The following is a 17,628-nucleotide window of genomic DNA, read 5'->3' as shown; positions in this document are numbered from 1 at the left end:
ATGACCCAGTTCACCTCATTTAAAACGCTTATAGAAAGGCTCTTTATAAGCTCCAAAGATTCAGTTGTTGATGGCACAAAAGACAGTACCAATGAATTCATGGAATATTTACACGTTCAAAGACTTGTTGAACGTAAATTGAATAAACTAGTTGAAGGTAGTTATAAGAGTGAAATTCCACAATTGATACTTGTATCAGGGAATGTAGGTGACGGAAAATCTCATTTACTTGCTAATTTATTTAAACTCTATCCTGATGAAATGAAGGAGTTCATCGTAAAAAATGATGCAACTGAAAGTCAAAACTACGAAAGAAGTTGGCAAGAAGAACTTGCTCATTTTTTACAGGATTTTACTGATGAAAAATTAAAGGAACCCCAACCTAAACCAACAAAAGCAATTTTGGCTATTAATTTAGGAACTCTAACAAACTTCTTTGAAAATAATGGAAATGAATTCACAATGCTATCGCAGTTTGTTGAAGAATATCAACTCTTAGAAAATAGCTATAAGCATAAAGAATTCAAGGAAAATTCTGTTTTCAAGCACATCAACCTAGCTGATTATCAAATCGTAAGTGTAACTGAAAATGGAGCTAATTCTGAAATAATTACGGATTTAATAAAAAAAATTACTACTCATAAGGACAACAATCCTTTCTATAAAGCTTTTATAGAGGATTACGAAGATTTCGAGTACAAGAACTATTGCCCAATTTATTTGAATTATTTATTCCTTTCGGATTCTAAAAATCAAGAAGTTATATTAGAAATTCTTATAAAAGCCATAATTAAAGATAAACTTATCATTTCGATAAGACAGCTATTAAATTTCATAGCTCAATTAATTGTCCCAATTAACCTACAGAATAAAAATATGGAAGAAGTAAAACAACTCGCCATTAAGAATTCTACAAATAGAGAATGGGAATATACTTTAGAGGGGCTTATACAATACATGTTATTCGAAAGAAAGGACAGCTATATATTTCAATCACTAACAAAGCAGGATCCTTGTAGAAATAGAAGTCAGAAGCTTGATAAAGCAATCTTAAAATTGAATGTCGCAAATAATATCCCTGAAGTATATAAAGAGTTTGGTGTTCAATTACCCAGCTGCATTAAAGAAAATATAACTAACTCCATTGATTTAGAAGAGCGAAAGACTGCAAAAATCATTAGACTTCTCATAAGGGGAGCTTATTTTACAAATGAAAGTCTAAAAGGAGATAAAATCTTCGAAAGCTTCCTAACTTACTTATTCTATAGCTATTCTAACCCCCAAAGTGACAGAATTAAAGTAACAAACCGGACTATACTAAATGGAATATTTAATTGGAACGGAAGTGTTTCAGGTAATCAAAGCATAAATATTAAAGCAGGTCAAAAGCAAAATACTTATCTAATTAGTCAAGAATTAAAGATTAAACCTGTCCTTGAGAAGTTAGGGGATATTGAACAAGATGGACAATTACATAGATATTCACCAGCGATAACAATGGCGTTTATGACCAAAAATAAATATAAGGTTGAAACTACAATTGATTATAGCTTATTTGAATTACTAACCCAAATAGGACAAGGTTATCGTCCAAATCGAGAGGATAGACAAGATCATTTAAGTTTTGAGCATTTTATTACCAAGATAACTAGAGATGCAGGCAGATTAGAAGACTTATCATTTCATCACATAGATGGAAGGTCAAAAGATCGATACACATTGAGTTATACGGATGGTATAGGTTATGAATTTTGCAAAGAAGAATAGTTATGGTTTTAACATTTGACAAAAATAAAATAAAGGGCTCGTTTAGTAAGAGTATTAAAGATGTTGAATCAGATTGCCTAATAGCTTCAAATAACTTTCAACACTGTAAAGGTAAGATTATAAAGGTATTCCCATTTGCAACAGATGAAACGGGACTTAATGCTAGTGAATCTGATTTTAAAACATTTAACGGCGTAATCGGAAATGTTGTTAGAAAGGCTTTTTCTTGCCCTAGTAAGAACGTTATCGTTGATAAAGATTTTATTTTAAATGAGATAGGCAAAAAAGATGACTTTATTGGCAATGAGCAAGTTAAAATACTTCAAGACATCATTGAAAAATTATTATTTGACAAAAATGGAGATATTTTCAAATTTGATTTAAAAGTCTTAAAATACTTACAATTTGAAAAAGAGAATGCTAAGTTAAAATCTATCGCTGAATTTGTGACTGGCACTTTAATAACTAATGATATACAAAAGATGATAAAGGATGTCGATACTCCTAGTAACGAGCACCTTTTATATCGTCTAGTTTTAGATGTTTTGCAAGATGCAGAAGATAATAACGGTAAATATGTTGACAGCCAAAATGGCTTTTATGAAGGACTACTAACAAAGAACTTAAAAGAACAGCTCAAGAAAGATATTGAATCGCTTTCTGTGGATGAAAATGGTTTTATCGAAAATATTAATCAACTAATTAAGTTTTATTTCTTTCAATTAATTGTTCAATTATGCCTGGCCTTTGATCATTTTATTTACGCAAAAGAAAAACGTAATGTACCAAAGTTATTCTTTACGTTTAATTGGGAAAAGGTAAATAAAAGTCGCTTAGGAATTGTAAATGGGTGGCAGCTTTTAGAAAGTCATACTGAAGATTTATTTGTTCATGCTAATTGTCTTGAGTTTCTGAATACAATCAATTGGAAAACAGAAGGTTTAAAAACATACAAAGAGATTGAGGTAGAGTTAGAGGAATTAGATGAGGAAGAACTTTTCACACTGAATACAACTATACAGAGTATCATTCACATGTATAAAACAAACTTTTTGGAGGATATACAATTCAAGGAAGGAAAAACTTGGGAGGATATTGATAAAAAGAACTTTACAACACTAGATACTACTGATAATAAAACTCTAGTAATTGACAGCATAAAAGAACTTTTTCATACGATAAAATTTCAGTTTAAGTACGGCAAAGGAGGAACTGCGCAAAAGGCATACAGTAATTGGTTCAAAAGATTTAGTCTTGTTAATTATCTCCGTCGCAGAGGTCCACTGGGGATGGCTTTAAGTATGGATAAACAATTATTATTACTTCTAACAAGCTTATCTATTGGCAATAAAGATAAAATATTAGTAAAACATTTATGGGAAGAGCTAGAAAATAAAGGCGTATATCTAGATTTAGAATCAAAAAAAGAAGCGATCAAGTTATTTGAGCAAATAGCAATTTTAGAAAAGAAAAGTGATAGTGGTGATGCTCAGTATGTTAAAAAACTTACCAATTAATAAATCGAATGAAATCAGATCTTATATATAATTTTTTAGCGCAGGGAATAATAGAGTATTTTAAAAACACCACTTTAACTTTCGGTGCTTCATATCATGCAAACTTTGAGGAGGCTGATGATGTTGCTGGTATCTACAAAGCTTTGTTTAGAAAAGCGGGGTTGGAAAATATCAGAGAAATATTCCAACACAATAAGTACTCAACATTTGCAATCGATTTTAAGAATGCAAAGTTGCTAATTGCAGGCAACTCTCATGACGTAGGAGATCACGGATTAACACCTGATATTCATGAAGATTTTCTGACTGCAATAAGAAATTATATTAAAGCTCAAGAAGAACTGTACAAAGGTTATTCTGTTTTATTCTTACATAATACTGAGTTGGATAGTATTATTGGTGGAGCACAAGACCTTGCTACAAAAGAATACCCATTACATATTGCATCTGTAAAGGATGCTATTCAAAGAAACATAAAAAGTTCAAACAACAAATTACCTGAACAAGAAAAAAAGGTTCTTACTTATTTGATTAAGCATCAAGGAGAAACTAGTTATGATATAGATCGTTCTATTTTTGATTATGGGGTTTATTTAAAGGTTTTAGAGAACCAAAAGATTGAGGATAAAGATTATCAAGAACTTGGAATTTTCAAAGATGAATCAATTTTAAAAGGAATAGAATCAGATACTGAAAATAAGAAAAGGCTAAAACACAATATCGAGCTTCATGAAGAGATAAGCAATGGACATCAATATGGTAATATTGATCAAATTGTTGAGAGGAAATATGATGAAAGCATACAAAAGAAATTAAAAAATAGAGAGTTATGTTTCTATGTCACATATGATCAATTAATCAAATCTATTGAGAGGCGAAAAAACATAAAAGGTATTGAATATAAGCCCAATGAGACAGGATATAATAAGGAATGGCTGAAATGTAGAGATATTGCTCAAGGAAATAGCTCTAATCAGCAACGAATAAGAAATATCATATTATTTAATCCTGACAAAAAAGATTTGGTAACAGCTTCACTTGAATTTAAATCAAAACCAAGTGATAAAAAATTGCAGTTCAAAAAAGACTCCTTAATTAATCCCCAAATAGAAGGTAATACTATAGAGTTAGTGATAACTTTTAGTGAAGAACAGAATATAACGTTTTTTGAAAAGTTTGAGTATGTTGAAGAAATAGAAGGAAAAATACTTAAACATCAATTCAAGCTATTGATTCTGCCTTTTGACCAGTCCATACTAGAGGAACATATTGATGATATTAAGGTAACTAGTAAAGGAAGTATTGAAATCACCTCCAGTGATCTAATTACCATTAATCCGGGACATGAATCAAGTGAACGAGTTGCAATTGTAGAGGGGCGTAACTATAATCTTGAAAGCAAAAAGGTTTTACATTTATTTAATGGAGAAGAAACATATACCGAAACTGGTAAAATTTCTTTTTCAATTTTCTATGAAGGAAATAAAGTACCTTTTGAATTCAAGCTCGGAGACACCATTCCTAGAGAGTTAAATAAAAGTGATCTTTTTAATATAAAATACTGTAATAAAAAAGAACACCTTTTTTATTCAGAAAGAATTGATGAAACTAAGGATAAAACCATACAAACGATTTATCACAATGCAAGTAAATTCTATCCTGCTTTAAAAATGCGTAAACAGCTTGCGCAGGAGTATCGCATACTGACCAAGCTAGATGATGAGCAAGGAATATTTTTTGTCGAAGCTCTTGATGGAATTACATTATTAGATAAAAAAATTGATTTACCAATTGAAATTGAAGAGGCTTATTCTGACATTATTAAATACTTAAATCAAGGAGATAAAGTTCAATTACCGTCTATTGCTTATATTGATGAAAAACTAACAGAGCTGTATTTAAAATATCTTGAATCAGTAAAAAAAATTATAGATAATATAGAGTATGGAACTGAATTAACATCTACCCAAGAAAATATTTTCAAAATCGGAACCGTAATCAGTAGCGATAGAGATAAATATATAAAATACACTTCTTTGCACCCTCTAAATGTTGCTTATCAATTACATTTAAAAGATGAGATTGACACAGAAGTTCCAAAAGAAATAATAGAGAGATTTAATTCTAACAATCTTTTGCCCTATTTGCGTGGAGTTAAGAAAGATTTTTATCATGTTACAGATAGTGAAGAAGCATTGTTTTGGACTCATTATATTAAAGAAGAAACTGATGGGCAAATAGCATCAAAAAGGTTTGTTCCAAGACTGGTACGTGAAAAAGTAATTGAATTTACCGAGCATTTTTCCTATTTGTTTTTAGATAAAAATGCACCGATCAAGATTAATTTAGTAAATCAAGGGGATTGTGGAGAAATTCTGCAAGGTGTTTTTAGTTACTTCACAACTCTTGTTGCAACAAAAGGGAAAGCTCCTGATGAACTCTCTCCTATTGAAGTTAATATTTATGGTTCTGAAGATTACATAACTAAATTCGAACTTTTTTCTAAATATGATGAGCCAGATTCAATTAAAGAAGTTTTCGGTATTGATTTATATGCAACAGCTAATAAAATGGAACCATATGACTTGCTCAAATTATATAACGAAAAAGTAAACTTCTATAATAGAGAACAGTGTGATGCAACGTATGAGTATGCACACATTACTTTCTTCCAGTTTTGTCATGATCACAATGATAACAATCAAGTGAGCTTTACGCAGAACAATATGGATAGTATGGACAGTGGAATCAGTTTAAATGGCTTAATGTCTGATCCTGCTACCAATTATGAAGGAGGAGCCTACTGGACAAGTTTTGGAACACGAGAAACTTCGATGGACAAACCATTAATAAGTTTAGCAAAGCAATATAATGAAGTTGTTAATATTCTAAATACTCCAGGTAAATTAGAAAAGGATAAAACGATTGCTTTAACTGTTAAGAAAGAAGTTAAAACACAATTAAATGAAATCTACAAATCATCACAATGGACTACATTTATTGATCCAAAAGTAGATCTTTCGTTCTTTAAATCAGATAAAGATGTAGTAATTATACATTATAGTGACTTATACACTTCAAGCGGAAATTATGATGCAATAACTGTTACAAAAAAGTGGGAACAATACAGAGATGTTATCTATAACTACTTAAATCAACAAGGTATAAATGTAACAGAAGAAGATGTTATCCCAATAATTAACATATTCAATGCAATTAATGGAGATTGGTTACTAAAGATTGCTTCACATTCAAAAAGACTTCAATTCGATAAAGAGAAAATAAGCATACTAAGCGCTGTAAAAGAGATGCTAGCAATACTATATCATGATGATATTACTTGGGTACCTATATCGCTTGAAGAAATACTAAGAGTTGCAGGAAGCATTGCTTTACCAACGAAAGAAGGTATATTATCTACTAAAAATCACGGCAAAGAGGGGAAATTTAGTGATGACATCCTAATGATTGGGATTGAATCATTCAGCCAAGAAACTATTCTTCATTTCCACCCAGTAGAAGTGAAAATTGGTGTGACTGATCAAGAAAGAAAAGGAAAAGAGCAAGGAGCTAAAACTGCTGAATTCCTTGAAGAAGTCTTAGGTGATAGCACTATTAAAGGAAAAGTTTACCGTAACTTCTTTGCTAAACAATTGATTTCTACTGTTGAAAAACTTATCCTCTATGAAATATGGCCTGCCAATGATGCCAAATGGGATATAGTTAATAGGCTTAAGGTCGCATTGTTGAATGATAAATTTAAAATCGGCACTCATCTTCAAAAACATATCGGAAAATACTCCGTCCTATCCTTTAGAGCAAATGAAAACTTTTCGCCAAGAAAAGTTAACTTAGAAGGAAGTGCTCAACTAATTCAGCTACTAGAAACAGATGGATTACGAGATTTAAAACTCTCTGTTGAAGATTTAATTACTCGTGTACATTCTGAAATAAGCAGTATCCCTGCTGACCATCTATTGAAAAACTCTTATAAAAGCAACGAAGCGATCATTGAAAATCCATCAATGTCTGAGTGTACAGAAGAGCTTGGAAACCTTAATGATGATACAAACGATTCTTCCCCATTACAAAACGAAGTATTAGAGCCTTTGGTCAATGATAATAATGAAATGAAGGTATTGTTTGGAACAGAAGTAAATTCACAACAAAAAATGAACTGGTACCCAACTTCTACTGATAAAGTTATGCATACCAATACAGGTATCATCGGAACAATGGGTACAGGGAAAACTCAATTTACAAAATCATTAATCACGCAACTGGTTCAAAACAGTCATGCTAATGTGGATCAGAAGCAAATTGGCGTACTGATTTTTGATTATAAAGGAGATTATATCAAATCTGAATTCACAGATATTACTGGGGCAAAAGTTTACGAGTTACATAAACTCCCATACAATCCACTTGCTTTAAGTATCGATAACAACCCAAAACCTCTATTACCTTTACATACCGCAAGCACGTTAAAAGATACTATTTCAAAAGCTTTTAATTTAGGAAATAAGCAAAAAGCATTATTGAGAGATTTAATATTAGAATCATATGAAAATAAAGGTATTCATAAAAATATACCTGATACATGGAGTAAATCTGCGCCAACCATTGCTGATGTTGCAGAATTATATTTAAGTAACGAAGATTCTAGTATTGATAGTTTGCATGCTGCACTTACAGAACTTTATGAATATGAAATTTTTGAACCTGTAGGCAATAAAGCAATTCCATTATTTGAATTACTAAAAGGTGTAACGGTAATCAATTTAAGTGGTTATAGCCCCGAGATCCAAAACTTAGTTGTAGCAATAACGCTAGATTTGTTTTACTCTCAAATGCAAAATAATGGACATAGTAAGATAAAAGGGAACTACCGACAGCTTAACAAAATGATTTTGGTTGATGAAGCTGATAATTTTTTAAGCAAGAATTTTGAATCACTTAGGAAGATTTTGAAAGAAGGAAGGGAGTATGGTGTTGGTACAATTTTATCTACTCAATTCCTGAACCACTTTTCTACTGGGGATAATGAGTACTCGAATTATATATTGACTTGGATTATTCATAGAGTGAATGAAATTAAAGATAAAGAAGTTGCATCTTTATTTGATATTCAGAGTAAGGCAGAAAGAGATGAATTAATAGGTGTGATCAAAAGCCTTGAAAAGCATTATAGTATTGTAAATTTAGCAGGATCTGCACCTATTAAAATAAAGGATAAAGCTTTCTGGGAACTAATTAAGGAAAAAGTTTAAAGGGGAGACCTACACCGAGGGTTACTTTTAACAATTGATATTTTTCACATGCCTGAATCAAAGAAGGATTTTTTAAATGATACAGAAGCTGCGATATATTTAGGTATCACAAAAGAGCTACTTTACGCTTATGTTAGAAATGCTCCTAAGAAACACTTGGGGCATGAAAGAAAGTTAGGTACTATACCTAATAAGGGAGAGAACTTCTTTGATAAGAAAGAGTTATGTGATTTTGATAATTATCTTAAAGAACCATGGGCAAATCCACAAGATAAAAGACCTAATATTCCAACATATATAAAAGAATATTTAAAAACCGAAATTGGAGGAAAATGTCCAATTACTGGTAAAGGATATCCTTTGGAAGACGCGCATATTGTTCCTTATGCAGAAACCCTGAATCATCATCATCATAACTTAATTAGGATTGCTAAAGATGTTCATACCAAAATTGATAATAAGGCTTACCCAAAAGATGTACTTGCTTTAACTAAAGCTAGACTAATTGATGAACAAAAACGAATTCTTTCGGAGAGTATAACCAGTCCAAGGGCTTTTCCGGTGCCAAAACCGCATCCAATATTTATTGGACGACAACTTGAGTTGGTCGAGTTGGTAACATTAATGGAGAGTGAAAAATTAATTGTAATTGAAGGTATTGGTGGTGTTGGAAAAACACAACTTTTACTTAATGCTATAGACAATGTAAAGTATCACTGTCCTTTACTTTGGCTTGATGTTGAAAAGATAAGCTGCCTGGATGATTTAGTATTGGTTTTGAGAAATACAATTTCAGAAAACAAATCAAATGAAGTTGGGATTATAGAACTAATAAATGGCCAGACAATATCTATTGTTTTTGATGGTTTAGAGAAATTGTTAATTAAAGAAGGTGATGAAATAGAGGATTTTATAACTGAACTAATGACTCAAACAGAGAATGTTCAATTGATTATCACAAGTCAAATTGACATATCGAATATAGATTATAATATAAGTAAAGTTCAGGTTAAAGGAATAAGTAAAGTAGAAAGTAAAGAGCTTGTGTATTCTCAGCTTGATAATTTAAGTCTACTTTTAAAAGAAGATGAGGATTGGCTTTTAAACTTTTGTAGTGGTCATCCTCTTACGATAAAGATTGTATCATCACTTCTTAACTTCTACAAGTCTTCTAAAAAAACTATTACTAAACTTATTGAAAAGAAAGAGCTACAAAACCCTAGACGATTAAAGCATAATAAGCAAACATCATTAGAAGTGTGTTTTAATGCCACATATGAATTATTAACAGAGAGTCAAATTAAGATTCTTCATTATTTGTTGCTGTATCCTGGTGGGCTCAAGGAGGTTTATAGTACACAAGTTTTAGGGGAATGGGATACATTTGATGAAGATATCGCTTGGTTAAAAAGTTTTTTCTTCGTTAATGGAAAGGAGGATAGTCTTGGGTTTAACCGTTTATTTATTTCGCCGTTTATACTGTATTATATTTCTAATAAAGTTTCAGAAGATCATGATGATAAACTTTATTTAGATGTATTAAAACACATATCCATGGAGGCATTATTTATCAGTCATTTATATATTGAGAATGGTGATGAAAAGAGCCTGCCATATGGATTATTAAGATTTGATGATGAATTACCAAATATAATTTCCGCATTACGTATTGCAGATAGTAAAACAAATTGGAAATCAACAACTCAAGATATAAAAAACAATGATTACTTATTGGTTATAGGTAGTATCTGTGAAGCGGCAGGTAAGTATTTTTTTATTAGAGGTAATTTTAAAAATGGTTTATATTTTTCTGAATTAGGCATTAAGACTAATATAGTGTTAGGAGACCTTGAATCAGTTGCTATTCAATTCATGTACTTGAGTCAAATACACTACCGTAGGCATGACTTGGAACAAGTTGAATTTGTGCTTAAACAAATGAAAGAGCTTTATTTGGAAAAGGAAAATCAAACCATACAGTTTCATTATGAATGGATGAAAGGAAGGCTAGAATATAAAAAAAGAAACATAGAAGAGGCAATTAGTCACTTTAATATTGCCCTAGAAATTATTGAACTAAAGATTAAAATTAAAGAAGATAGTAAAAATCAAGAAGAATTTAGACAAGGAAGAGAGTTAAGTGAATTTACCAAGCAATTGATAGGTAATCGCGCTCTATTATGTTCGGAAATTGCACAGGCGTATGAGATAATTGAAGATTATAATAACTCCGCAGAGTATCATGAAAAGGCATTATATGGACTGAGCCAGATAAATGAGCTTTTTAATTTACTATGTTGTTATAACAACTATGCTCATACTTTAATTAAGAAGGGTGATATTGATAAGGGTGTTGAATATTTATTTCTTTCAATTGATGGTTTTGTGACAATTGAACATTACGAGTACGTAGCAAATAATATAGCAGATTTGGGTGAGTTAACTATGCAAAAGCCAGAAATTACTATAGATAACCGTTTAGATGAAGATGTTTTATTTAATTCACTAGATAGTATTGGGGAGCAAATATTAAGATTTATCCCCAAGGAGGAAAACTCTTCATTTACAGGAGATAATATACCACTTGAGATTATTGGATTATTCTTTAGGCACATAAAATTCATTAGCTTTTCGAATAGAAAGGAAGTTTTACTTAACTGGATATCTCAATTTTCAGAAGAAATTAATTTAAAGAATATTGAAATTGGATTTCTTTTTGCTTTGCTTAATTTAGGACATGCTATTGGTGGAGTTGAGCATTGGCGAACTCAACAAGAAAGTACAGAAAGGGTGCTAGAAGCCATCTTACAAAGTTGCTTAATTCTTAATGCAGGACCAGATGTTCACAGCAAAACACAAGTTTTTCAGTGGCTTTCAGCTTGGTTAAAACATGTGGATCTTGGTTCAAAATCCCCTGAGGAATTATTTCAAGATGCCGTAAAAAGTTGTAAATAAAACATCTTAAATAAAACAACTAGCACACCCATCTCCTTCCGCATCTAATAGTTCGTCAAGCCAACTTGGGTCGGAAGTATTGTTGTTTTTTTTAATCCCTAAGATTTCATCTTGCCAACTCGTTTTAGTTTGTAAATTCTCATAACGCCTTTTCATTCGTTTAAGATGCTCTCTCTTTATGCTCTTAACGCGTTCTGGATTAGATAATTGCTCAAGACTTTCTCCTTGTATCCAGGAATATCCATCTTTCTCATACTTCTTAGCTTCTTCAAAAAGAGCGGGATGCTGTTCCATTAACCAAACCCACTCTATTTTTTGTTGGTAGAAACAAAAAAAGCAACCTGATCTACTTCTAAAATATTTACCTTTTTCCCCATCAATTTCATATTCTCTGGGCAAGTAGTAATTAGGTAAATCAACATTACTTTCTTCAATTAAGTTAAAGATGTCTTGGCGAACAAGAATGTCATCATTCTCAACTAACGGAAAATAATCAAGCTTTCCTACAGGGTATTCAGTAGTTTTCAGCCACTCAAAGACAACTTTATTAAATGTTTTCACATTAATATCAAGGAGGTCATTTAGTTTTTGATTTATCGAGTATGAAAGTGAAATAGATTTATTAACTAAATCCATAACTTTTTCAAAAGATTCATTGGAAGTAATATGTTCTTTATAGTACTTAGCTAGGTTCTCTACATTATCATTACTCAATACTTTTTTGATAACATCAACACTCCAAATATTTTTTCTGAAAGGAAAAATCGACTGTATGTTTGGTCGAGTTGAAATATATCCTTCCCTATCTTCATCCCCCCTAATGCCTACATATGAAATAGCTAAAGAATCACCAATTTCAGCCTCGAATGGTGCAAGTTTTAGGTTTTTTGTACACCAACGAGCATTTTGTGCCGGTAAAAAACCGCCATATCTTTTCCAAAAATAATCAAAAGGGTTCTCCTCATTAGTACTTCTGTAATTCTTATCTTGATACTTCTTAATTGGCTGCTGTAATTCATGCTCCAACTGTTCAATTAACACATAGGTTTCTGCCAATTCACGACCTGTATCACATGTGTAATATTCAATAGGTAACACATCCTTGCTATATAGTTTATTGAGATACAATGCCAAAGCAGCACTATCCTTTCCTCCACTTATTCCTAAAACATGTTTTACTTCTTCTGTCATTATATTAATTGTTGAAGTGTTTTTACTAGTAATGCCTTTTGTTCTTCCTTCGATAATTTTGAAATCAATTCATTAATTAAAGATTCTGATTCCTTGTATTTTGATGACATTTTAACAGGTAGAATAATATTTTCGTTTTTAACTTTCCCCCTTTCATCTATTATATCAATGGAATAAACTGATTCATTTGATCGACTTTTATTCAGCTTATGTAGGTCTACAAGTCTTTCCAATTCTTTAAAAGAACTTTTAAACTTAGTTATAAATACAGGAATCTCTTCATCTACAATTTTATCAAATCCTTTATTTAACAAGCTGTTAAAGAGTCCCTTTATCCATTCTGACTTTCTACTAGAAGGCATCAGTATACGACTTAATAATCGCTTTTGCGTTGATGAAATAATTTCAATATTCACTTGACCAAGACGTTCTTCTAAATTCTTCTTGTACTCTGCGAAGTTTGCTTTCGGAGCTCCAATGATTTTCTTTATTGTTTGCTCTAATTGATTTATGAGGTCTTGTTCACATTCTCTTAGCTCTCTTATAACATCTTTGAGTTGCTTAAGATATTGCTCCAAGTCTATACTCTCATTTTTTAAATCAATTCCTGAATAACCAAGTGACTTTGGTATATCAACAAAGAAGGCTGTTTCTGGATCGGACGCATTATGAATTGCATTTCTAAAGTTTAAAGCCTCTGAAGAAATATTTTTGGTTTGCTTTGTATATTCAGGTAAATCCCTATAAAAAACAAATAGGGGTCTAATTGTTTCTATATATACTGACCTATCTCCAATTTCTTTTGGTGATTTATTAATCAAAGAACGATATGTGTTGAGTAAATTTAATTTAATACCATCAACTGAAAAAGTCTTAATTGTATAGTCTTTATATGTTTTAGGGAATACTTCTATCACCTCTTTTGTCAGAAAAGGTACATATCCTTTATCGTTGAATAAGGCGTAATTATCTTGATTGATATGAAGAAATGTAGGAACCCAAAATGACAAGAGACCGTCCTTAAGTTTAAATGGTGCTATGGATAATTCATCATAAAATGTTTTTACATTTATTCGCTCTATCTTACCTCTATTGAGAATTTCCATAGACTTTTCCCATAAAGAATAAATTGGACTGCTTTCATCAGGAACAACAAATCCCCAGCGATCATCTTTATCCTTCTTATGTAATCCTGTATTCTTTAACAGGCTGAGATAAATCGTCTTTTCAGCAGGGTATTTATCTTTTTGAAAACCAATGTCCTCTTTGTCAGAATTATCAAGTAAAGCAGTAAAGAAGTTTTTTCTTGCACTTGAAATTGCAGCACTTAACTTATGCTTATTCAGAAGCTCATTCCTCAATAACGGTGTTGACGAATATACATTCTGACAAATTTTAGATAATCTCTTATTTAATTCTTTTTGAGACCGTATTCTTATATTTTTCCCATTAGAAAACCATTTAACACCGCTTTTTCCTGAAATTAGATTTGTTAGAATTTCTGTCGATAATTCATTAAGTGTAGCATCCTTCAATTTATTCAACTCACTTAATGCTACTTTATCATCCGGATTCTGTTGTATTACAAACTCAATTCTATCAATTTTATTAAGCAAATTTTTAATTTTACCAGTCCTTTCAAAATATGCGTATAATATAGCATGTTCCGATGCTGATTGGTTTTGTACCTCTTCAGCAGTTATTTCCTCAGAAAAAACCAAGTTTATATAACCATCTAACTCTCCCTCGGGTCTTATATTTACAGGTGTTTCTGAAATAATATATTCAAAGAACCTTGGCGTTCCTAACTGATAGCTAATTGATTTAGCTAAGATATATGGGAGGTTATAAATTTTCTTGATTGCATTAGCAACATTCTTGTTTGAAGTTACTTTTTTCTTTGCATCTTCCAATTCTTTATCAAAATCCAAGTCTGTCCCTTCAAACAATATATATCGAGAAGAGTAAGAGCGAAATCTAATAATTTGTTTTTTCTCTAATTGGTCAACTACAGAATCAATTACTTCAGCAGAATATTGTGGCAAATAATCAATTATTAAGTTCTTATCAATTTTACCACCCTTTGGTGCGAAAATATTAAGTAAACCTATCGCTTTTATAATTAATTCAGCTATATCAAATTCTCCATTAAAATTTGTTTCAATCTTTTCTAGAGCTATCCGAATAGCATCCCATCCACTCTTATGTGGGTTTGAGCTACTAATTATGAAACCATAAAAGTTTTCTATGATGAAATCATGTACCTTTCCTAGATGGAATCTATTTCCTGTTTCTGCATGCTCATATAAACTATTAAATCCTTGCCTATTAAGAAATGTAAAAAGAGACCTTTCATTTTGACCATATAATTGAAGAGCTAGTGTTAAACAACTTGCTGACGATAGGTCTAAAGGGAAAATCTTATTTCCAAATTCTATATCAAACGCAGATGCATTTTTAATAATTTTTGCATGAAGAATTGCTTTGTTAACCTCATTAGTGCTAGGCTTTTTGAATCCCCATTGTTTTATTCTTTCACCTGCTAAATATAGAAGTTGCTCAACAGGCTCATTAAAGGTAAGATCAATAAAACGACCATTTACCTTGTTCCACTCATTTTTCTCTTTAGTATTGAGCCCCGAACCATATTGAGCAAAATTCTGATGAAGAGAAGTCATCAATACAATATTTCTCTCCGGCAAATTAATATATTCTGCTAATTGTTGAATAAAATAAATACTCTCTTCTGAGCTGTTTTTTGCAGCATACTCAAGAAACTTACCATATTCATCAATTACGACAATAAGAAACTTACCTTCTTGTTTTATTTTCTTGTAATAATTATCAATTCCTTCAATTACATTATCAGGGGTTATATTACTGACACCAAACCTTTTTCCTAAACTTTCAAGAATTGAACTATAGGAACCAACTAGATTTATAAAGTCATAACTGTCCGCATTATTAAATGCATTTCCATCTTCATAGAAAAAATCTTTTTTCCTATTAAGACTTTGTTCCATCGCCCAAATAAAACTTGATTTTCCAGTACCATATGAACCAATAATATTAAAACAATGTCCTGTAGTTTTATAATGGTTAACTATTGATTTTGCAATTTGAGTTGCATTTGGTGTAACTATATAGTTTAATTCTTTATCATAGTCACGAATAATATTTACTGAAGGGGTATATTGCTGTTTACTCATAATAGCCACTTAAAACATTCCACTTATCGTATTCTTTACTAATTTGAAGCTCTCTAACCCCTGCATTCTCTGAAAAAGTAATACCTTGGTATTTCTCCTCAATCATTTTTAATTTTTCAATAATACCATGTTCGGTCATACAGAAAATTTTTCCGGGACTATTGGTAGAAGTAATAATTTCTTCTGCTGAGATAGAATTCCGTTCTTCAAAACGGTCTAAAATTGAATAGAGAAATAATTCAATTGAAATATCCTCTCGATCAGTATTTTGAACAACAAGACTTTTTTTTCCTATTTCTTCAAACAAGTGTAATTCTTGTAAAAGCCCATTGAATTCATCCTCAATATTTACAGACTTTCTTGGTTGTAAATAATTAGACCGAAATACTCTAATGTCATTGTCCAATGTTTTAACATTTGGAGTTTCTTGTTTTGCAGACTCTGTAAGATATGTGAGACCTCGTAATATTTTTTCGTTTGAAAATTCTTTGTCTCCGTTTTTCAATTTATTAAAAAACAGGGTATAAATAGAAGCCCACCCTTTCTTTATTAAATGATAATGAAGCAACCAAATTGAATTTATATCCTCTAAATATGGATCCCAAGATTCATCTTCAAATAGATTTGTCCCTAGATCGGTTGCAAACTTATTATCTTTAGTTTCTTCTATAATATCAAATGCACGTAACCAAAATCGTATAGAAGTAACCATATTTTTACCTACACCTAACTTAGTAACAGCATCAGGATCATTAAAATTATTACCCTCTTTTAGGAAATCATATCCTTTTTTTAACCAATAATGACGACAATAAAATGTTTCGTGTCCTGAGAAAGTATATTTCATTTAAGTTTCTTTTACTGGATGAAAATGCCCAGTAAAGATACTCCTTTCTTTTAAAAAGTTAATATTTCATCTTAACAATCGAAGTTTTTCACAAAACACCCGTCTTGTCACCTTATACATTTAACACTATCTATTAACACATTACAAACTTCACATGAAGTATTAATTCAATAAATATCATTGCATTTTAATTTTACATATAAAATATCAAAAAATAACCAATTCCAACCAATCAAACCAAATCATAACCAAATACAACCAATCCCCCTCCATAAGCCTACTATATGTTTGTTTCCAATATGGAAGCAAGCACAAAGAAAATATTAGGCACATTAGCAGCAGTAGCAGCCGTTGGCGGTGGTTTCTACCTGATTAAAAAAGGCAAAAAGCTTCTTGCTGGGGCAAAAATAAACTTTGCCCTTTTAGGATTCCGCATCCACAAGATGAACTTACAGGAAGTTCAGTTTGCCGTAAAGCTTCGTTGCTACAATCCCACCAAAGCCCCCATCACATTAGCCGTTAACCAGGTTGTTGCAAATTACAAAGGTTCGGCAGTCGCTTATTCTACCCCCGATATTAAAGGACTTACCATTGGTGCAGGCAAAACACAAGAGCCTGAAATCGTTTTTCAAGTGCCATATCTGAACCTTATGGGTAAAGGTCTGACTCTTTCCGTACTTTCCAATACTCAGCAGCTTAAAGCTGATATGACTTTCACCATGACCATCAGCGTTAATGGCGAAACTCTTACTACCACGCAATCATTATCAGAGGAACAAAATATGAACGGATTAGCATTGGGCGAATTGGGCATTGTATCCGGCCCACGAAACACCCAAAACGGTAAACGTTTCAACCACCTTATAAAAAAG

The 17,628-nt window shown here is 31.5% G+C and carries 8 protein-coding genes; 5 read left to right on the top strand and 3 right to left on the bottom strand.

Going from position 1 to position 17,628, the window contains the following annotated elements:
• The 4 genes from dptF to OM075_RS18610 are packed head-to-tail and all read left to right on the top strand — an operon-like array spanning position 1 to position 11,509.
• Positions 1-1,767, top strand: a complete 1,767-nt coding sequence (dptF, locus tag OM075_RS18625; RefSeq protein ID WP_301192054.1) for a DNA phosphorothioation-dependent restriction protein DptF — start codon at positions 1-3, stop codon at positions 1,765-1,767.
• A gap of 2 nt (positions 1,768-1,769) precedes the next feature.
• Entirely contained in the window at positions 1,770-3,284 is a 1,515-nt protein-coding gene (gene dptG, locus OM075_RS18620) for a DNA phosphorothioation-dependent restriction protein DptG (RefSeq protein ID WP_301192053.1), read from the top strand.
• Between the two features lie 8 nt (positions 3,285-3,292).
• A complete protein-coding gene (gene dptH, locus OM075_RS18615) occupies positions 3,293-8,554 on the top strand; it encodes a DNA phosphorothioation-dependent restriction protein DptH (protein ID WP_301192052.1) in 5,262 nt (1,753 codons plus the stop codon).
• Positions 8,555-8,602: 48 nt separating this feature from the next.
• The gene (locus OM075_RS18610) at positions 8,603-11,509 is read left to right on the top strand and encodes an ATP-binding protein (protein ID WP_301192051.1); all 2,907 of its coding nucleotides are present in this window, start codon (positions 8,603-8,605) and stop codon (positions 11,507-11,509) included.
• Between the two features lie 6 nt (positions 11,510-11,515).
• On the opposite strand, the gene OM075_RS18605 is transcribed toward OM075_RS18610, so the two are convergent.
• Genes OM075_RS18605 through OM075_RS18595 form a run of 3 tightly spaced genes read right to left on the bottom strand, consistent with a single transcriptional unit; the run spans position 11,516 to position 16,756 of the window.
• Complete coding sequence (locus OM075_RS18605) at positions 11,516-12,700, bottom strand: phosphoadenosine phosphosulfate reductase domain-containing protein (RefSeq protein ID WP_301192050.1); 1,185 nt, start codon at positions 12,698-12,700, stop codon at positions 11,516-11,518.
• Entirely contained in the window at positions 12,700-15,909 is a 3,210-nt protein-coding gene (locus OM075_RS18600) for a P-loop NTPase fold protein (protein WP_301192049.1), read from the bottom strand. The genes OM075_RS18605 and OM075_RS18600 overlap by 1 nt, the downstream gene beginning before the upstream one ends.
• Entirely contained in the window at positions 15,902-16,756 is an 855-nt protein-coding gene (locus OM075_RS18595; protein WP_301192048.1) for a DUF4007 family protein, read from the bottom strand. Before OM075_RS18595 ends, OM075_RS18600 begins: the two co-directional genes overlap by 8 nt.
• Before the next feature lie 299 nt (positions 16,757-17,055).
• Here OM075_RS18595 and OM075_RS18590 point away from each other — a divergent pair.
• Positions 17,056-17,628, top strand: a 573-nt coding sequence (locus tag OM075_RS18590; protein ID WP_301192047.1) for a hypothetical protein, incomplete at its 3' end; no start/stop codon positions are given.

Origin of the sequence: Plebeiibacterium sediminum (assembly GCF_026013605.1) — a bacterium.
In the GTDB taxonomy this organism is placed as follows: domain Bacteria; phylum Bacteroidota; class Bacteroidia; order Bacteroidales; family Marinilabiliaceae; genus Saccharicrinis; species Saccharicrinis sediminus.
Note: the sequence above shows the minus strand (reverse complement) of the source record. Positions and strands in the feature narration are given on the sequence as shown.

What these genes read in the sequence shown, in the direction of transcription:
- dptF (WP_301192054.1), top strand. Translation starts at nt 1, where the DNA reads ATGACCCAGTTCACCTCATTTAAAACGCTTATAGAAAGGCTCTTTATA.
- dptG (WP_301192053.1), top strand. Translation starts at nt 1,770, where the DNA reads ATGGTTTTAACATTTGACAAAAATAAAATAAAGGGCTCGTTTAGTAAG.
- dptH (WP_301192052.1), top strand. Translation starts at nt 3,293, where the DNA reads ATGAAATCAGATCTTATATATAATTTTTTAGCGCAGGGAATAATAGAG.
- OM075_RS18610 (WP_301192051.1), top strand. Translation starts at nt 8,603, where the DNA reads ATGCCTGAATCAAAGAAGGATTTTTTAAATGATACAGAAGCTGCGATA.
- OM075_RS18605 (WP_301192050.1), bottom strand. Translation starts at nt 12,700, where the DNA reads ATGACAGAAGAAGTAAAACATGTTTTAGGAATAAGTGGAGGAAAGGAT.
- OM075_RS18600 (WP_301192049.1), bottom strand. Translation starts at nt 15,909, where the DNA reads ATGAGTAAACAGCAATATACCCCTTCAGTAAATATTATTCGTGACTAT.
- OM075_RS18595 (WP_301192048.1), bottom strand. Translation starts at nt 16,756, where the DNA reads ATGAAATATACTTTCTCAGGACACGAAACATTTTATTGTCGTCATTAT.